Genomic DNA, 17,461 nt, shown 5'->3' on the forward strand with positions numbered 1-17,461 from the left:
AAGACGAAAATAAAAAATTATATTATTTATTATCGTCATAGTCTCTATTCAATTTTTACAAATCGTGTACTTTTTGTAACAGAAGGTGTATACTACCTAATGCAATCATATATGGGGAATAGTATGCAAAAGTGTTACATACCTAATAATTGATTAAATAAAATATAAATATTTTGTATTATTATTTTATTCAACAATTAGTTACAAAAAGTACACCTTTTTTGACAAAATATTTGAATTTTTTACTTGAAAAAACTAAACGAAAGTAAGAATAAATAAAAATAATTAAAAAAAAGAGGTTTAAACCTCTTTCTTCTTATATATATCTATTAATTTATCAATTAAATTCATTGCGACTTCTTCTTTAGTCATTAAATCCAAGTGCTGGATATTATCCTTTGTGATAAAAGTGACTTTGTTGGTATCTTTCTTAAATCCGGCACCTTCTTCTTTTAGGCTGTTAGCCACTATCATATCGGCATTCTTTCGCTTTAATTTTTCTTTTGCATTCTCGATTAGATTACTTGTCTCCATTGCGAAACCGCAAATCACTTGATTTTTGAGTTTATTTTCACCCAAGAACTTCAATATATCTTTTGTTCTTTTAAGCTCTATAGACATCTCATCGTCTTTTTTCTTGATTTTTTCTTCACTTGTATTGATAGGCGTATAATCAGCCACAGCCGCGGCTTTGATTATAAAGTCCATTTCTTTGTAATTTTTCTCTACCGCCTTAAACATATCTTCTGCGCTTTTTACTTTTATAAAATTAACGAAAGGAGGAACTTTTTCTGTGCTGTTCCCGCTAGTCAGCGTAACATCTGCACCTCTCAGCATTGCTATCTTTGCAACGGCGTAGCCCATTTTCCCGCTGGAGTGATTGGTTATATACCTGACAGGGTCTATAGCTTCCATTGTCGCTCCCGCCGTTACCAATACTTTTTTATCTTTTAAGTCTTTTGGATATGCTGTTTCCCTTAAGATGTGATTTACCAAAGTCTGTTCATCGGGGAGTTTCCCCTCGCCTACATCTCTGCATGCAAGCATTCCCCTTGCGGGAGAAATTATTTTAAAACCATACCCTTTTAACTTTTGTATATTGTCTTTTGTAATTTTATTGTTATACATATGAGTATTCATTGCAGGAGCAACTATTTTTTTACAAGTTGCCGCGAGGACTGTAGTAGACAGCATATCATCTGCTATCCCGTTTGCCATTTTCGCGATTATGTTTGCACTTGCGGGAGCTATCAGCATAATATCCGCTTTTTGCCCCAGGGATACGTGAGAGACATGAAATTCAAAATTCCTGTCAAAAGTATCTACCAAACATTTATTATTCGTAAGGGTCTCAAAAGTTATGGGATTAATAAAGTTAAGGGCATTCTTTGTCATTATCACATGAACGTCTGCACCGAGTTTAATCAGCATACTTGCAACATTAGCCATTTTATAAGCCGCAATACTTCCGCTTATTCCAAGTACTACGGTTTTACCTTTTAATAATTTACTCATTTATCATATCCTCTGTCAACAGTCCATGTTTTTCGTATCTTGTAATCCTAAGAATTTTATTATCATCATCCACAAATAATACTTTAGGAGAGTTATCTTTTACTTCGTCAGGTGACATGGAAGCATATGCCATTATTATTATTTTATCTCCTACCTGCACTTCTCTTGCGGCAGCACCGTTCAAACATATCATACCGCTTCCCCGTTCTCCCGCAATCGTATAAGTTTCAAACCTGCTTCCGTTATTTACATCTACTATCTGGACTTTTTCATACTCAAGTATACCTGATTTTTCTAAAAGTTCAATATCTATTGTTATGCTCCCAACATAATCAAGTTTAGCTTCGGTAATCGTTGCTCTGTGGATTTTTCCTTTTAACATATTTAGTAACATTATTTCCTCCTAGCATTCAAACGTAAAGTTATCAATAAGTCTGGTTTTACCAATATACACTGCCATAGCAATAAGCACCTTACCTTTTATTACATCGATTTTTTCAACTGTCTCCAAATCTACGGCTTCTACATAATCAATTTTAGCAAGCGGTTCTTTATTTATATTGTCTTTCATTTTATTAATTATCGTATTTACATCTCTTTCTCCCGATACCAGCAAGTCTTTTCCCAGAGAAATCGTCTTATATAAAATAAGGGCAGCTTTTCTTTCTTCTTTATTTAAATATGTATTTCTAGAACTTTTCGCCAGACCGTCTTTCTCTCTTATTATAGGACAGCCTATAACATCAATATCCATATTTAAATCTTTTACCATCCTCTTTATCACGCATAACTGCTGTGCGTCTTTCATTCCAAAGTATACTCTGTCGGGTGTCACTATATTAAATAATTTTGTTACAACGGTCATAACACCTCTGAAATGTATGGGTCTTGATTTTCCGCAAAGTTCTGTTGTAAGACCATTCATATCTACATAAGAACAAAATCCTTCTTTGTACATTTCTTCCGGCTCGGGATTAAAAATCAAATCGGCACCCGCCTCATCACATAGCTTGCTGTCTTTATTCAAATCTCTGGGATAAGTTTCTAAGTCTTCGTTTTCCCCAAACTGCATGGGATTTACAAAGATACTTACAACGACTCTGTCATTTTCCTCTACGGCTTTTTTTATAAGGCTTTGATGTCCTTCGTGAAGATAACCCATTGTAGGCACAAGACCAACGCTTAAACCTTCTTTTTTCCATGAACTTACTATGCTTCTAACTTCTTCTATATTATGTACTAATTCCATTTCATTCTCCGATCAATATAATTTCTCTATTACTTCATCATCTATTTTATAAGTATTTTCCGAACTTGGGAATACACCTTTATTTATCTCATTATGATATTGTTTAAACGCTTCTTTCATCACACTTCCGATATCCGCGTATTTCTTAACGAATTTAGGAGTAAAATCCGAAAACATTCCAAGCATATCCTGATATACGAGTATTTGTCCGTCACAGTATTTTCCTGCACCTATACCTATTGTAGGAATACTTATACTCTCGGTTATAAGCTTTGCAAGCTTTTCAGGGACACATTCCAGTACCAAGGCAAATGCCCCCGCTTTTTCAATCTCTTTAGCGTCTTCAAGCAGTTTTTTTGCCGCCTCTTCACTCTTTCCCTGAACTTTAAACCCGCCAAAAGCGTTTATACTCTGGGGAGTAAGTCCTAAATGAGCCATTACGGGAATACCCGCATTAGTTATTGCATTTATAGCCTCACTAACTTCTTTTCCGCCCTCAAGCTTGACAGCTCCCGCTCGTCCTTCTTTCATTAGCCTACCCGCATTTTTTACCGCATCGTAAACAGAGGTTTGATATGACATAAAGGGCATATCCACGACTACCAAAGCGTTTTTTGCACCCCTTGCAACGGCTCTTGCGTGATGTATCATATCTTCCATGGTAACGGATATGGTATCTTCATAACCAAGGATTACATTGCCTAGTGAATCACCAACGAGTATCCCGTTGATACCGGCCTCATCCATTAATTTTGCGGTAGAGTAATCATATGCGGTAAGCATAGATAATTTTTCATTACTTTCTTTTGCACTTTTAAAAGTTGCTGAAGTATTTTTCATCCTTATTCCTCTTTCAATATTTTCTTTATATTGCCATAATCAGTATTTTCATATTTCTCTTCGGCAATATCTATTAGTCCCAATGATAATAATTTATAAATATCTTTTGCTTCATTACTTAATACATTTAAATGCTTCATTACGGTAGTAATATCATTTCTTTCAATAGGTCCGGTAAGAGAATCTATAAGCCCTCTTTCAGCTATATTATTTGCATTATTCATAAAAAGCGGCATTAAAGCATCTATTGCTTCCTCTTTTTTAAATCCGCTTTCAATAAGCAAATCAGCTCCCATATTTACTAATGCGATAACTAAATTACTCACGTAAACACATGACGCATGATATTTACTTTTATTATCCTCAGAAATTATTTTGACAGGATTTCCCATGCTCTCAAAAAAACACTTAAAAAAGTCTAAATATTTTTTATTTCCTTCAATTGTAAAATAAGCATTGGAGAGTTCCTTATAAGACGTATACTTATCGTTAAAAGCATACATTGGATGAATGGAATAACCGAGAACCTCTCGGTCACCTTTTTGAAAGACTGCGGAAGATAATGCTCCGCTACAGTGACAAAATATTTTATTTTTAATTTCGAAATCTTTTAGACTTTCCCAAACCCTACCGATATCTTTATCCGGTACTGTCAGGAACAATGCATCACATGAATTTAATATATCATATAATGTACTAAAATAATCAGTATCCGTGAATTTAGCTGCTTCACGTGCAGAATCGGGATTTTTGCTGTAATACCCAATAACATCTTTTTTATGCAGTTTAAAGTATTTGCCGAGACTGACTCCTACTTTTCCCGCACCAACAAATCCTATTTTCATTCTACCACCCTCTTTCGGTGATGCCATAAAGTCTCTTTCCTTCGATAAAAGCTTTAATTCTAATTACATAGAATGAAAAACAAAATATTTACCACGGTATAGTTTCAAAATGAATACCATCCGCCTACATAATATCACTAAGGTTAGTATTTGTAAATAAAAAACAACTATTTAAATATATTTAATCACAAAAAAAGAGCAGATTACTCTGCTCTTATGATTATTTTGATTTACTTAATTCGACCTCAACAGTATTTGCTTTCCCGTTTCGTTCATAAGTGATTTTTATCTTTTCGCCCGGTCTGTGGTAATAAAGTTGTTCTCTGAATTTTAACATATTATTGACTTCCACACCGTCTACTTTTGTAATAACATCATTTTCCTTTATCCCTGCTTTTGCGGCACCCGAGCCATTTACAACTCCTACTATCAATATACCCTTATCTACTTGTAACTTTTCATTTTCAGTATAGTATCTCGCAATTTCCTTATCTACACCTTCTATCCCGATGACTGTAGGCGTGAAAGAACCTTTTTCTTTGATTTGGTTTATTATAGGCTTCACTATATTTATAGGTATTGCAAAACCCAAACCTTCACCGGACTGTATTTTATAAGTGTTTATACCAATCACTTCTCCGGCAAGATTTAACAGAGGTCCTCCGCTGTTGCCGGCATTTATCGAAGCGTCGGTTTGTATAAGATCCTCGGCTATTGTCTTATTATCAACTGCAATGCTTCTGTTTAAGGCGCTCACTATCCCCTGAGTTACGCTTCTTTCAAAAGTAAGCCCCAAAGGATTTCCTATTGCAATAGCCGTCTGTCCTATATTTATCTTTTCACTGTCCCCTAAATTAACGACTGGTAAATTCTTTGCATTTATCTTTATTACAGCTAAATCTACAGTATCTGATTTGAATACTACTTTAGCTTCATAACTTGTTCCGTCTTTCAAAGTAACGTTTATTTGTTTGGGATTATCGCTTACCACATGCTGATTTGTAACGATTATCCCATTTTTATCTACTATAAATCCGGTTCCTACACCACTGCTTTCGTACTCTCTGTTAAACATATCTTTACTTAGTTCCGTAGTTTCTATACCAACGACAGCAGGCGTAACACTTGCCGCAACTTTCTCTGTCGTACTGGATTTTAAAGTCGTAGCCGAAGATGAACCAGAGCTATTTCCACTGCCTTGACTGACAGTACCTATTTTTTCATCTATCATTTTTTCCATTCTGTAATTAGTTACCAAAAAAGCAACGGAACCGAAAAGAATTCCTCCGATTATCAGCCCTAAAAAGAAAATAGTTAAACCGCTTCTCTTTTCTCTCATATTCTCCTCCTAAAATTCTACAATACCATTGACACCGATCCTGTTCGCAACATCCAAGATATAATCTTTACCCTCTTTGATATCACTGTCAAGGGCTACATTTTTTACAGTTTCATAAGCAATAGTACTTATATTGTTTTCTTCGCTTAAATGTCCAAGCCTTACCCTTTCAGTTTTGCCCTTAATGAGCTCACTTAATACTTTTCCGCTGTCATTATTTGATAAATGCCCGAACGGAGATAAAATCCTTTGTTTCAAATGCATCGGATATGAACCTTTCTTAAGCATATTCTCATCATGATTTGCTTCAAGAAAAACAAATTTACATTCCTTTAAATTTTCTATTACATCTTCTATTATCATTCCCATATCCGTTGCAACTCCGCATTTTGTTTTTCCGTCATCTATTGTAAAGCCTATGGGTGCAACCGCATCATGGGGAATGGAAAAACTATTTATAAGAACGTCATTTATATAAAAAGGGATTTCTTCTTCAATCCTATATATATTTTCTTCTTTTACGCTGCCAACCTTTTTGAGTACGGTATCACAGGCGGCTCTATGTAAATATATGGGGATATCGGCTCTTCTTGATAATACCCCTGCACCTTTTATATGATCACTATGTTCATGAGTGATAAGAATTGCATCTATATCGCCTATTTCAACATCTATTTTTTTTAGTTCATTTACTATAGTACTGCCGGGAAGACCCGCGTCAACCAAAATTTTAGTATTTTCGCTTTCCACAAGCAGACTATTACCTCTGGATGAGGAAAAAAGATTAGTAAATTTCATTTATTCTCCTATTAATTCTATGCATTCTATATTTAAATATATAATTTAATATTAAAAATCCCCTTATAAAATAAGGGGAAAAGGTTACGAATCAACTCTCTTTATGTCCGCTCCTAAATTTCTGAAGTTTTCTTCGATATTTTCATATCCTCTGTCTATATATTTAAGATTTGTAATTTCTGTAGTTCCTTTTGCTACGAGCCCCGCAAGTATCATTGCAGCTCCTGCTCTAAGGTCTGTTGCCTGTATCTTTGTTCCATATAATTCGCTCGGACCCGTGAACACCGCAGTGTTTCCGTTCACTCTTACATTTGCTCCCATTTTTTGAAGCTCCGTTACATATCTGAAACGATTTTCAAATATACTTTCCGTAATGGAACTTACACCGTTTGCAAGACACATAATAAGCCCCATGGGCTGTTGCAAGTCAGTAGGAAATCCGGGATAAGGCAAAGTCTTGACATTACAAGGCTTGATATATTCTCTTCCCACTACCCTTATATTATCGTCTTCATCGACATTAACGTCCGCGCCCATCTCGATAAGCTTAGCAGTAATCGAATCCAAATGAGGAGGGATTACATTTTTTATAAGTACATCCCCTTTTGTTGCAGCCGCAGCTATCATATATGTTCCCGCGGTAATTTGATCGGGAACTACAGAATATTCACATCCGTGAAGCTCTTCGACTCCCATTATCCTGATAACATCGGTACCCGCACCTTTTATTTTTGCACCCATAAGATTTAAAAAGTTTGCAATATCAACAACGTGAGGTTCCTTTGCTGCATTTTCTATAATGGTAAGCCCTTCTGCCTTTACTGCTGCGAGCATAATATTAATGGTAGCCCCAACACTTGCAACATCCATATATATATTGGTACCTTTGAGACCATAAGGTGCTTCGATTTTTATTGAGCCTTTTACATCTACTTTTGCACCCAAGGCTTCAAATCCTTTGATATGAAGGTCTATCGGTCTCGCACCTATATCACATCCCCCCGGAGGAGGAAGTTCAACAAATCCGTTTCGTCCAAGTAAAGCACCGAGGAGATAATAACTCGCTCTCATTTTTGTACTTTCATCTGCAATTTCTTCGCTGGTGCAGTCCGCTATTGCTGTTGTATCTATACTTAAGCCTTTACTCGTTTTTCTGATTTTAGCTCCGAGTTTTTTCATTATGCTTATATAATTTCTGATATCTTGTATATCAGGTAAATTTTCTATTAAAAATTTATCGGATGCCAGAACGGTTGCGGGTAATATCCCGAGAGCCGCATTTTTAGCACCGGTTATAGTCACTTCTCCGGTAAGTCTTCTGCCACCGTTAATAATAATTTTTTCCATATTTTTCTTCCTTTTATTCTTTTTCCCCTTAGCTAATTAATTATACTAAAATTAATACTAAAAATAAAGAGTTATTAAATATTATTTATACCTAGAAACATGGACTGTCCTGTAAATGCTTATAACTCCTTGTTCTTGCAAGCAGATTTGTATCACTTAATTTTACTTTTGGAATACCCGCAAATCTAGTTTTATAAACACTGCCGTGGCAATCGGAGCCGCCGCTGACTATCAAGTCATTCTTCTTACAATAATCGAAGTAATACTTGTTTTGTTCTTTTAACGGATTATATGAGCTGTAACATTCAAGTCCGTCGATACCTATATCCAAATAGTAATTCAACATATCTTCACTCATTACATTTCCCGGGTAATAATAAGAAGGATGTGCAAGGACCGCAACGCCACCTGCATTTTTTATTACTTTGATTACTTCTTCGGAAGAAATCAAATCTTCATCTTTTGGCACGGGAACTTGAGCTTTAACTTTATTAAATGCTTCTACACCTTCGCATACTCCTTTTTCTGCAAGATAATTCATTATGGGAAGTCCCGCCATTTCCTTCATTTTATAGATATTATATTCCTCTAAACTTACACCATTATCACAATTTTTTTCTACCCATTTTATTATCCTGGTATCTCTGTTTTGTCTTACTCTTCTTGTTCTGGTCATCGTATAAGTAAGATCGATATCGTCAATATCTATATCATATCCAAGTATGTGTATTTCCTTATCAAATGATTTAGAACATATTTCTGTTGCCCTTATGAAGTTTAGACCTTCATTATTTGCAATATACTCCGTAAGTTTAACATTCGAAATGCTGTCATGATCCGATATCGCAAAATATTTAAGTCCTGCCTCTTTAACATTTTTTACTGTCTCTTCACTGTCCCAGCTTCCGTCGGAAGCATTTGTATGAATATGAAAATCTAACCTGTCCATTTTCCCTCCTATAATAGCTTTCTAAAATAGCACCCTCTTGTACTATCACTAATCATTTCCTTTTTTTCATAGTGTGTTATTACTTTTTTTATATCATATATATTTTCATCATTAAACATAAATATTTTATTAATATCACTATCTAATCTATCAAGTTTGTCAAATATACATAAAGGATATGTATTATAAATTTCGCTGGTTTGTCCGTTACATTTTACTCTAAACTTTTTATCCATTCTATCTGTCAAATACTGATTTTTATTGCAGTTTTTACATCCTATCTCTTCTTTTACCGGACAGTTCCTTGCAGTCATCAAAGGAAGATACCCATATACTATAATTGATAATTCCGTATTTGTCTTGATTTTATTTATATTATTTATGGTATTTTCAAAGGAAAGTGTAATATTTTTTATATTATGTATTTCTTTTTCCAATAAATCAACAGAATATGAATTGGTGATATTCGTCCCAAAGCCCGTCATTATTTTAAAGTCAAGTTCATCCAACATGGCAATTTTACCTATCGTATGAGCTAATCCTTTTTTAATCCCGAACTCTTTTGCCTTTAAAAGGTTTTTATTTATATCTGTCTCATCATCGAAATATACCCTGGGGATTTCTACTCCGATTTTATCTTTGTATTTATCGATTAAATCTTTATTTAATTTACTAATATCAAGTAAAGGAATATATATTTCATCAAAATAATCAAGTATAAAATCATCGAGTATACTTAAATCATTTATGACAGATATATTTTTACTACCTATAGGTCTGATTTTATCTTTTAATTTTGTTAATTTGTCTATATCATATGAAGGGAATTTACTAAGTCTGATTTCGTCCAATTTATCTGTAGCATTTCTTCTGATTTCATTTATTTTAGAAACAGGTAAAAATATATTTTCATCTGATATTCCGGTAATATTTTCTGCGTGATAAACAGTTGAACCTAACTTTAATAAATTTTTTTCAATATTTTCTTTTGTGGTCGGTTTATTTTTTGCTTCTTCAATTATATCACTTTTAACAAAAACTCTATTATTATCTTCATCGATCATTTTAAGACAAGCATTTTTACCCAATGAAAAATCATACTTTATATTTACTTTGACTTTATCTTCATGAATATCTTTATTTCTTATTTCATCAACTGCTGCTTTTGTATAAGATTTATCTTCTTCACTTCTTATACCAAACATATTATTTCTTTTTCCCGTTATATATCCGTCGGTAAAACCGCTTCTGGAAAACACATCTTTGAGCAGTTCCTTATTATATTTTCCAGACTCTATTTTATTTCTTATTTCACTTACCACGCTTTTTACATATTCATTGCTCTTCATTCTGCCTTCGATTTTTAAAGAAGCAATCCCCAAATTTGCAAACTCTTCTATATAATCTATATAACAAACATCTTTAAGAGACAAATTATACCTTCCCTTATCTTTAACACAGAAAGGAAGCCTGCATACCCCGGCACATAGCCCCCTGTTCCCGCTTCGTTCTCCCAGAGCGGAAGAAAAATAACACTGCCCGGAAACACTCATGCATAAAGCTCCATGAATAAAAATTTCAACTTCTACATCGACTTCATCCATAATTCTTTTTATTTCATTCAAAGAAAGTTCCCTTGAAAGGACGACTCTGTCAAACCCCATATCCTTAAGTTTCTTTGCATCACTCACATTATGCACACTAAGCTGGGTGGAAGCATGAAGAGGAACCTTTGAAATTTGTCTTAAAATATTTATTACTCCAAGGTCCTGAACAATGATCGCATCAAAACCCACTTTATTAATAACTTCAATCTCTTCTATTAAATCTTTTATTTCATTGTCGTAAACCAATGTATTCAATGTCACATGAGCCTTCTTACCTCTTAAATGACAAAAATCAACTGCTTTTTTTATATCTTCAAATTCAGAGAAATTCTCGGCATTTCTCCTTGCATTAAAATTAGAAAGCCCAAAATATACGCTATCGGCTCCAGATAAAATAGCCGTCTTTAAATTATCAAAACTCCCGGCAGGTGCTAAAATTTCTATTTCATTTCCATTAACTATCATAAAAGTACCTTCAAATATTTATTTCAATGTAAGTATATAATAATAGCTATTTAAATACAAATATTTGAATGCTTTTTTATTTTTTTTAGAATTCTGCTAGATTTCACCAAATTTCTCCATGGATTATTTCTATAATTTTTTTATAACTTATAGGAGGCTTAAAATGATAAGTAGAGAAGGAATTATTAAAATAAACAATACATATAATAAAAACATAAAAAAAGAAAAAGAGACTAAAAAAAACAATTTTACCCTATATAAAAACATAATCATAACGATTTTGTCCATTCTCGGTAGCTTTAGTATATTCTTTTCCTACACTTTACCTTTTGTTTTCGGTATCAGTGCTTTTATCATTTATAAAGAAGAACTTTCAAACATCCCCTTAGTTCTTATGGTGATAATAACATCTTTTACTCTTGGGATATCATCAGGGATAAGACTTATTTTTTCCATATTATTGATGTTCGTACTTAACCGAAACTATATTATAAACAGTAATAAAGCTACATACGCATGCCTTTCAAGTGTCATTACATTATTTAGCGGCTTACTTATGAATTACATAGCTAAAAATCCTCCAATAAATAATATGTACTGTGCACTTGAAGCCCTTAGTTTGGTAATAGTTTTCTTTATCTTCGATACTGCCTATAACTTAATTGAAAATATTGATTTAAAAAAAGAATTTTCATCCTTTGAAGCCTTAAGCCTTGGAGTCGTATTTTCGATTATTTTACTTGGTACGGCAGATATAAATATATTTACCTTATCGGTAGCTATGATTTTTACTACCTTCCTTTTGTTATTCGTAGCTACATACTTCTCTCTAAGCCTCTGTTTAAGTTTTTCACTGGTAAGCAGTATCCTCCTTACTTTAAGAGGAGGATTTGATACCGATATAATACTTATATTTACCGTTGCATGCTTGTTTGCATCAATGACGAAAAACATATCCAAAATAACCAGTACTCTTATCTTTGGATTTACGGCGCTTACATTATCGTGTTATATAAATAAAAGTATAATGTTTACGGTAGGAATAAAAGAGATACTGATTGCTTCTGTAGCTTTTTTGATTTTCACGGCAGTGTTTAATGATAGGATAATGGCATTTCTAAGCTCAACCGAAACCATAGACCATGGAAATATATTCAATAATGCCATAAAGAAAACAATAAAAGAAGAAATAGAAAACAAAAAGAATATGATCAACGAGGTAAGCTATAACATTACCCTTAATAATAAAGACGAGAATACTAACGTGACTAAAAGTATCTGCAAAGTACTTACCGCTGATATTTGTACAAACTGTGAGAATTTTCATAAATGCTGGAATGAAGAAGGTGAAGATACTTTTGTAAATTTCTCACAAGTAATACTCGATACATATAACGGAACGATCACATCTAAAAAAGATTTACCTAAGAGTTTTATAAATAAATGCAAATATAACTTTTTTATGTTTAAAAGCACATCTTATCTTTGTGATAATTTAAAACTTAAAAAAGAATATAACGATAAATTAAATAAATTCAAGAGTCTTATGAAGATAGAATTTAACAGTGTCAATAAAACTTTGGATAACATATATAACAATATAAAAAAAGGACTAAATTATTTTTCAAGCGATGAAAAGAAAGTAAAGGAAGGATTATTCTCAATGGGAATAATCGTAAAGGAAGCAGTTATCTTAGAAGACTTTCAAGGAAAAATCAAAACTTATCTGAAGACGGGAAAAAGATTATCAAGCGAAGAATATCGAATAACCGTACCTCTACTATTAAGCGAAATACTTGGTAAAAATATAATGTATGATTACAACTCATACACAGAACAGGCTTTTGAAGCTTTTGAATATACCTTCACGGAAAGAATGCCTTATTCTCTAAGTGTAGGAGTCAGAAGAGAGAAAAAGGAAAACAGAGAAGAATGCGGAGACAACTATTCCAATATAGTTCTACCAACTAACACACATTTAATTGCCCTCGCCGACGGAATGGGGAGCGGAGAAAAAGCAAATAAGCAAAGTGAAAGAGTATTAAATTTACTCGAAGAAATGCTTAGCTGTGGAAGCGGTGAAGAAAACAGTGTAAATATGATCAATTCTATTCTTTCATTAGAAGAAGATGAAATATTTACGACTTTGGATGTAGTACTGTTTGATTTATATAATGCGGAAGCGGAATTTATAAAAGCCGGAGCACTTGAAAGTTATTTAAAAAGAGACGGTGAGATAATGGACTTGACCGGAGAGGCCCTTCCGATCGGTATTATAGAAAATATAAATTTAGCTACAGAAAAACTAAAACTTAAAAATAACGATTATTTATATCTTATAAGCGACGGCTTCTTGGAAGCATTCTCCGATGACAGAGAACTTATAAAACAAAAAATACAAAATATGGAATACAGAAATCCTCAAAAAATAGCAGACGAACTATTCAACGAAGCATATGCGAGAAGCCTCGGAAAATTAAAGGATGATGTAAGTATCCTTGTAGTCAAGGTCAGAGAAGAAATAGCAGGATAAAAGAACTCCTTAGTGAGTTCTTTTTTATTAATCATTAAAATAATAATATAATACTAAAATATCAATTATTCATTAATAAATTTATATTATTGTTTGTATATATATATTAATATTAAATCAAATTCAATTTTTTTGTATTAATTTAAATATCACTATATTGTTTCATAAATGTTTTTTTAAAACAAATATTGATTAATAAAATAAAAATTTTAATTTTATTATTTGTATATCATATAAATTTAAAATACATATAAGTTATAAAATAATATTGATAATCAAAGAAAATCTATAAAAAACAACCAAACAGTTATAAAATACAGTAATATTTTAAAATAAATCTCAAAAAAGTAACTTTAATTTGTAAATGTAACCGATGTGTAACCGATAAGGAATATACTAATAACATAAACAGAGAGAAAAACGTTGAGGTGTAGATATGAAAAATAGAAAAGGTATGAAAACTTTAGTAGCGATAATGGTAAGTATGTTACTAGTACTGCAATGTGCTGGACCGATATTTGCAGCAGAAGAAATAGCTGAGGAAGCATCTGTAGTAAGCGAAGAAGTTATCGACAAAGAAGCAAAAGAAGAAGTAAAAGCTGAAGTAGAAGAAGCTGAAGAAGAAAAGGCAGAAGTTAAAGAAGAAAAAGTTGAAAAAACTGAAGCTAAAAAAGAAGTAAAAGAAGAAACTTCTAAAGAATCAAAAGCTGTAAAACCAGAAGCAAAAGCAGTTAAAAATTCAAAGAGCGTAAAAGAAGCAAAAGAAGCTGTTAATCCATGTACTATAACATATGTAATGGACGAAGAATACTTTGACGTATACTGCTTCAACAAAGGACCTGCGGATGCGAAGACATATACCGAAGAAAAGAACAGGATAACAGGGTTTGGAGCATTTTATAAAGACAGAGAAACAAACAAATATATGTTTGATGTAACAATGACATTATTAAATGATGCAACAGGAACACTAAGCGGAAAGAAAGTTACATTCCCAGCCGGAACGATCGTATCTGTAAGAAGCGAAAGATATGACGGAAGTTTTGAAGCAAAAGTAAACTACAATACAGAAGGCGAAGGCAAAGGTTTCGGATATACTACATTTGATGCGGATCAAAATATAAGAATATTGGTTACACCCTATTATACAGTAAAATACTCAGTAAACTTTGAAGCAGGAGAAAACGGTAAATTAGAAGGCGAAACAACATTTGCAGACATCAATAAAGGAAGCGAATTTAAAAACGTAGTTAAAGTTCCAACACCTGTAGCAGACGAAGGATATGAATTTTCACACTGGGAAAGTACATTACCTGAAGACGGACACAGAGTAAGAAGTGATGAAACATACAAAGCAGTATTCGAAGTAAAAGAAGTTATTGAACCTGCAGAACCTGTAGTACCTGCGGAGCCGACAAAACCTGAAGGACCAAACAACGATGATAACAATGTAACAACACCCGATGACGAAGAAATAGTAACACCTGACAATGGAAATACACAAGCAGCAACAACCGGAACAGTAAAAATAACAACAGTAGCAAGAAATAACGCTGCAGCTTCAGTAGGAACATCAGCAGCAAACACAGGAAACGTACAACCGGCAACAGTTGTAACTCCGGTAAATAATAACACAACTACAATCAATGATAATAATACACCATTAGCTAACGGTGCAAACCAAAGCGAAGGAACAACTATCAACGATAATCAAACACCGCTTGCAAATGCAGAACAAAATGAAGCGGGAAGCTTTGCATTAGTAAATATATTACTAGCAGTACTAAGCATAATATCAGCATTGGTAATCGGACTTAAAGGAATGAGAAGAGAAGGCAAAATGAGCATGACTTTAGTTGGAATCATTATGGCGATAGTAAGTATAGCGGTATTCTTCTTAACACAAGATTTAAGCGGAAATATGGTAATTGCAGATGTATTCACGGTAGTTATGGCAGTAATAGCAGGGGTACAATTAGCAGTTGGATATATGATGAATAGAGAAGAAGCTAGAGAAGAAAACAGATAGTAGAAATAAATTAAATATTTTATAAAAAGTCCTCATTGATTGGGGGCTTTTTTAAATTCTTTATATGACTTAGGAAATGTTTGTTTGATTGTCAATTATCTAATATAAAAAGTTTAAGGGAGATATGGTTTGGGGGAAAGTATTTTGGAATTCTATTAGTCAGAGATTATTGTAAAATGGAGATGATGTAATTAATTGGTTGATTTTAGTATTGTTAGGATGAGCAATGTAAAATTAAAGAAATAAGGTAAAATGAATAAAACATTTTGTCATTGTTTGTGTTAGAAAAAATAATTGAACTTCTTTTATTTTATATTAGTTATCCTTTATGATATAATATTTGTAATTTAGGAGCGGATTATGAATTTAAGACTTGATGATTTACAAATAAAAAATTATTATATTTATCAGGATACCGATAGCTTTTGTTTCGGTGTAGATGCGGTTTTACTTGCTAACTTCATGGCAAAGTTCATTAAAAGAAACGATAAAGTAATCGACCTTTGTGCCGGGAACGGAATCATACCTATTCTTATATATGCAAAAAAAGAAAATAAAGATATAACCATGGTCGAAGTAAATAAAGATATGTGTGAAGTAGCAAAAAAATCTCTTGTATATAATAATATAGAAACTATTGATATTATCAATAACGACTTAAATCAATTAGACAAATCTTTATATAATAAATTTGACAGTCTTTCTGTAAACCCTCCCTACTATAAAACAAACAGCGGTATAATAAGTGAAAATGACAACAAAAAAATAGCACGACACGAGATATTATGTAACTTCGATGATATAGCAAGGATTTCATCAAAGCTACTTAAAGATAAAGGAAAATTTTTCTTAGTCCACAGAACAGACAGATTTGAAGAAATACTTCTTACCTTAAATAAATATAAGCTTACGGTAAAAGATGTGAAATTCATCTATCCAAAGAAAGATAAAAATTCGAATTTATTCCTTTTAAAAGCAGTGAAAAATGCAAAAGAGTCAATGAAAATATTACCGCCGCTAACAATGTACGAAAATAACAACCAATATACAAAAGAATTTATGGAGTATTATTATGAAGATAGAACAAGTAAACAATGATATTATTTTAACTGAGACCGACCATTTTAACTTAAAGAAAACATTTGAATGCGGACAATGCTTCAGATGGGACGAAATAGAAAAAGATGAATTCATAGGAGTAGTAAACGGCAAAGTAATACATATAAAAGAAGATAACGGAACTTTTACTTTTTATGATACTACAGAAGAATATTTTAATAATGTTTTGGTAGATTATTTTGACTTTAATTTAGACTATAATAAAATAGATAAAAAAATCAGTACAGATGAACATATCAAAAAGTGTATTGAATATGGGAATGGAATAAGAATTTTAAAACAAGACTTATTTGAAACAATTATCTCTTTTATAATTTCTGCTAACAATAATATACCAAGAATAAAAAAAATCATAAGCGACTTATGCGAAAGATACGGTAAAGAGATAATTTATAACGGAAAAAGTTATTATTCATTTCCTTCTTATGAAGATTTAAAAGATATAACAAAAGAAGAATTTCATGAACTTAAAATGGGATTTAGAGATAAATATCTGGTAGATGCCACTAAAAAAATAAACTCCGGGGAAATCGATCTTGACAAAATAACAAATATGGAAACATCAGAAGCAAAAAAAGAATTAATGAAAATTAAGGGTGTGGGAGAAAAAGTTTCTGACTGCATATTACTTTTTTCCCTTAAGAGATTAGAATTATGTCCTATGGATGTCTGGGTAAAAAGGATATTTGAAACCAGATACGGTCTCACCGATTTAACATTTGAAAACGGATTTAACCTCGCAAAAAACAACTGGGGTGAATATGCAGGTATAGCACAACAGTACTTATTTTATTATGAGAGAGAAACTTCTAAGGAGAAATAATTT

The 17,461-nt window shown here is 32.6% G+C and carries 14 protein-coding genes; 4 read left to right on the plus strand and 10 right to left on the minus strand.

Translation table 11 applies throughout. The features are described 5' to 3' along the window. Positions 1-300: 300 nt before the first annotated feature. The 10 genes from coaBC to Q0516_RS03210 all read right to left on the minus strand — a co-directional run bounded on the left by coaBC (position 301) and on the right by Q0516_RS03210 (position 10,954). Positions 301-1,515 (minus strand): bifunctional phosphopantothenoylcysteine decarboxylase/phosphopantothenate--cysteine ligase CoaBC, encoded by a 1,215-nt coding sequence (gene coaBC, locus Q0516_RS03165; protein ID WP_294465753.1) that lies wholly within the window; start codon positions 1,513-1,515, stop codon positions 301-303. Continuing rightward, positions 1,508-1,909 carry an aspartate 1-decarboxylase gene (gene panD, locus Q0516_RS03170; protein WP_294465755.1) on the minus strand — a complete coding sequence of 134 codons (402 nt, stop codon included), beginning with the start codon at positions 1,907-1,909 and terminating at the stop codon, positions 1,508-1,510. Before panD ends, coaBC begins: the two co-directional genes overlap by 8 nt. 9 nt (positions 1,910-1,918) lie before the next feature. Continuing rightward, complete coding sequence (panC, locus tag Q0516_RS03175) at positions 1,919-2,764, minus strand: pantoate--beta-alanine ligase (protein ID WP_294465757.1); 846 nt, start codon at positions 2,762-2,764, stop codon at positions 1,919-1,921. 12 nt (positions 2,765-2,776) lie between these two features. Next, a complete protein-coding gene (panB, locus tag Q0516_RS03180; protein WP_294465760.1) occupies positions 2,777-3,604 on the minus strand; it encodes a 3-methyl-2-oxobutanoate hydroxymethyltransferase in 828 nt (275 codons plus the stop codon). 2 nt (positions 3,605-3,606) lie between these two features. Further along, positions 3,607-4,476: a Rossmann-like and DUF2520 domain-containing protein gene (locus Q0516_RS03185; RefSeq protein WP_294465762.1), complete on the minus strand. Its 870-nt coding sequence runs from the start codon at positions 4,474-4,476 to the stop codon at positions 3,607-3,609. A gap of 193 nt (positions 4,477-4,669) precedes the next feature. Then, complete coding sequence (locus tag Q0516_RS03190; protein WP_294465766.1) at positions 4,670-5,788, minus strand: trypsin-like peptidase domain-containing protein; 1,119 nt, start codon at positions 5,786-5,788, stop codon at positions 4,670-4,672. A 9-nt stretch (positions 5,789-5,797) separates the two neighbouring features. Next, positions 5,798-6,586 carry an MBL fold metallo-hydrolase gene (locus Q0516_RS03195; RefSeq protein ID WP_294465769.1) on the minus strand — a complete coding sequence of 263 codons (789 nt, stop codon included), beginning with the start codon at positions 6,584-6,586 and terminating at the stop codon, positions 5,798-5,800. Positions 6,587-6,670: 84 nt separating this feature from the next. Next, positions 6,671-7,933, minus strand: coding sequence for a UDP-N-acetylglucosamine 1-carboxyvinyltransferase (locus Q0516_RS03200; protein ID WP_294465772.1), 1,263 nt, complete (start codon positions 7,931-7,933; stop codon positions 6,671-6,673). 91 nt (positions 7,934-8,024) lie between these two features. After that, complete coding sequence (locus Q0516_RS03205) at positions 8,025-8,882, minus strand: PHP domain-containing protein (protein WP_294465775.1); 858 nt, start codon at positions 8,880-8,882, stop codon at positions 8,025-8,027. A gap of 8 nt (positions 8,883-8,890) precedes the next feature. Continuing rightward, positions 8,891-10,954 carry a U32 family peptidase gene (locus Q0516_RS03210; protein ID WP_294465777.1) on the minus strand — a complete coding sequence of 688 codons (2,064 nt, stop codon included), beginning with the start codon at positions 10,952-10,954 and terminating at the stop codon, positions 8,891-8,893. Between the two features lie 163 nt (positions 10,955-11,117). Between Q0516_RS03210 and Q0516_RS03215 the strand changes: the two genes are divergently transcribed. The 4 genes from Q0516_RS03215 to Q0516_RS03230 all read left to right on the plus strand — a co-directional run bounded on the left by Q0516_RS03215 (position 11,118) and on the right by Q0516_RS03230 (position 17,458). Continuing rightward, positions 11,118-13,487 carry a SpoIIE family protein phosphatase gene (locus Q0516_RS03215; RefSeq protein WP_294465782.1) on the plus strand — a complete coding sequence of 790 codons (2,370 nt, stop codon included), beginning with the start codon at positions 11,118-11,120 and terminating at the stop codon, positions 13,485-13,487. 436 nt (positions 13,488-13,923) lie between these two features. Next, positions 13,924-15,516: a hypothetical protein gene (locus Q0516_RS03220; protein WP_294465785.1), complete on the plus strand. Its 1,593-nt coding sequence runs from the start codon at positions 13,924-13,926 to the stop codon at positions 15,514-15,516. Positions 15,517-15,876: 360 nt separating this feature from the next. After that, on the plus strand, positions 15,877-16,614 hold the full coding sequence (locus Q0516_RS03225) for a methyltransferase (RefSeq protein ID WP_294465787.1): 738 nt from the start codon (positions 15,877-15,879) through the stop codon (positions 16,612-16,614). Then, entirely contained in the window at positions 16,589-17,458 is an 870-nt protein-coding gene (locus Q0516_RS03230) for a DNA glycosylase (protein ID WP_257480060.1), read from the plus strand. Before Q0516_RS03225 ends, Q0516_RS03230 begins: the two co-directional genes overlap by 26 nt. Positions 17,459-17,461 lie beyond the last annotated feature (3 nt).

This window comes from uncultured Anaerofustis sp. (assembly GCF_938029165.1).
Taxonomy (GTDB): domain Bacteria; phylum Bacillota; class Clostridia; order Eubacteriales; family Anaerofustaceae; genus Anaerofustis.

What these genes read in the sequence shown, in the direction of transcription:
- coaBC (WP_294465753.1), bottom strand. Translation starts at nt 1,515, where the DNA reads ATGAGTAAATTATTAAAAGGTAAAACCGTAGTACTTGGAATAAGCGGA.
- panD (WP_294465755.1), bottom strand. Translation starts at nt 1,909, where the DNA reads ATGTTACTAAATATGTTAAAAGGAAAAATCCACAGAGCAACGATTACC.
- panC (WP_294465757.1), bottom strand. Translation starts at nt 2,764, where the DNA reads ATGGAATTAGTACATAATATAGAAGAAGTTAGAAGCATAGTAAGTTCA.
- panB (WP_294465760.1), bottom strand. Translation starts at nt 3,604, where the DNA reads ATGAAAAATACTTCAGCAACTTTTAAAAGTGCAAAAGAAAGTAATGAA.
- Q0516_RS03185 (WP_294465762.1), bottom strand. Translation starts at nt 4,476, where the DNA reads ATGGCATCACCGAAAGAGGGTGGTAGAATGAAAATAGGATTTGTTGGT.
- Q0516_RS03190 (WP_294465766.1), bottom strand. Translation starts at nt 5,788, where the DNA reads ATGAGAGAAAAGAGAAGCGGTTTAACTATTTTCTTTTTAGGGCTGATA.
- Q0516_RS03195 (WP_294465769.1), bottom strand. Translation starts at nt 6,586, where the DNA reads ATGAAATTTACTAATCTTTTTTCCTCATCCAGAGGTAATAGTCTGCTT.
- Q0516_RS03200 (WP_294465772.1), bottom strand. Translation starts at nt 7,933, where the DNA reads ATGGAAAAAATTATTATTAACGGTGGCAGAAGACTTACCGGAGAAGTG.
- Q0516_RS03205 (WP_294465775.1), bottom strand. Translation starts at nt 8,882, where the DNA reads ATGGACAGGTTAGATTTTCATATTCATACAAATGCTTCCGACGGAAGC.
- Q0516_RS03210 (WP_294465777.1), bottom strand. Translation starts at nt 10,954, where the DNA reads ATGATAGTTAATGGAAATGAAATAGAAATTTTAGCACCTGCCGGGAGT.
- Q0516_RS03215 (WP_294465782.1), top strand. Translation starts at nt 11,118, where the DNA reads ATGATAAGTAGAGAAGGAATTATTAAAATAAACAATACATATAATAAA.
- Q0516_RS03220 (WP_294465785.1), top strand. Translation starts at nt 13,924, where the DNA reads ATGAAAAATAGAAAAGGTATGAAAACTTTAGTAGCGATAATGGTAAGT.
- Q0516_RS03225 (WP_294465787.1), top strand. Translation starts at nt 15,877, where the DNA reads ATGAATTTAAGACTTGATGATTTACAAATAAAAAATTATTATATTTAT.
- Q0516_RS03230 (WP_257480060.1), top strand. Translation starts at nt 16,589, where the DNA reads ATGAAGATAGAACAAGTAAACAATGATATTATTTTAACTGAGACCGAC.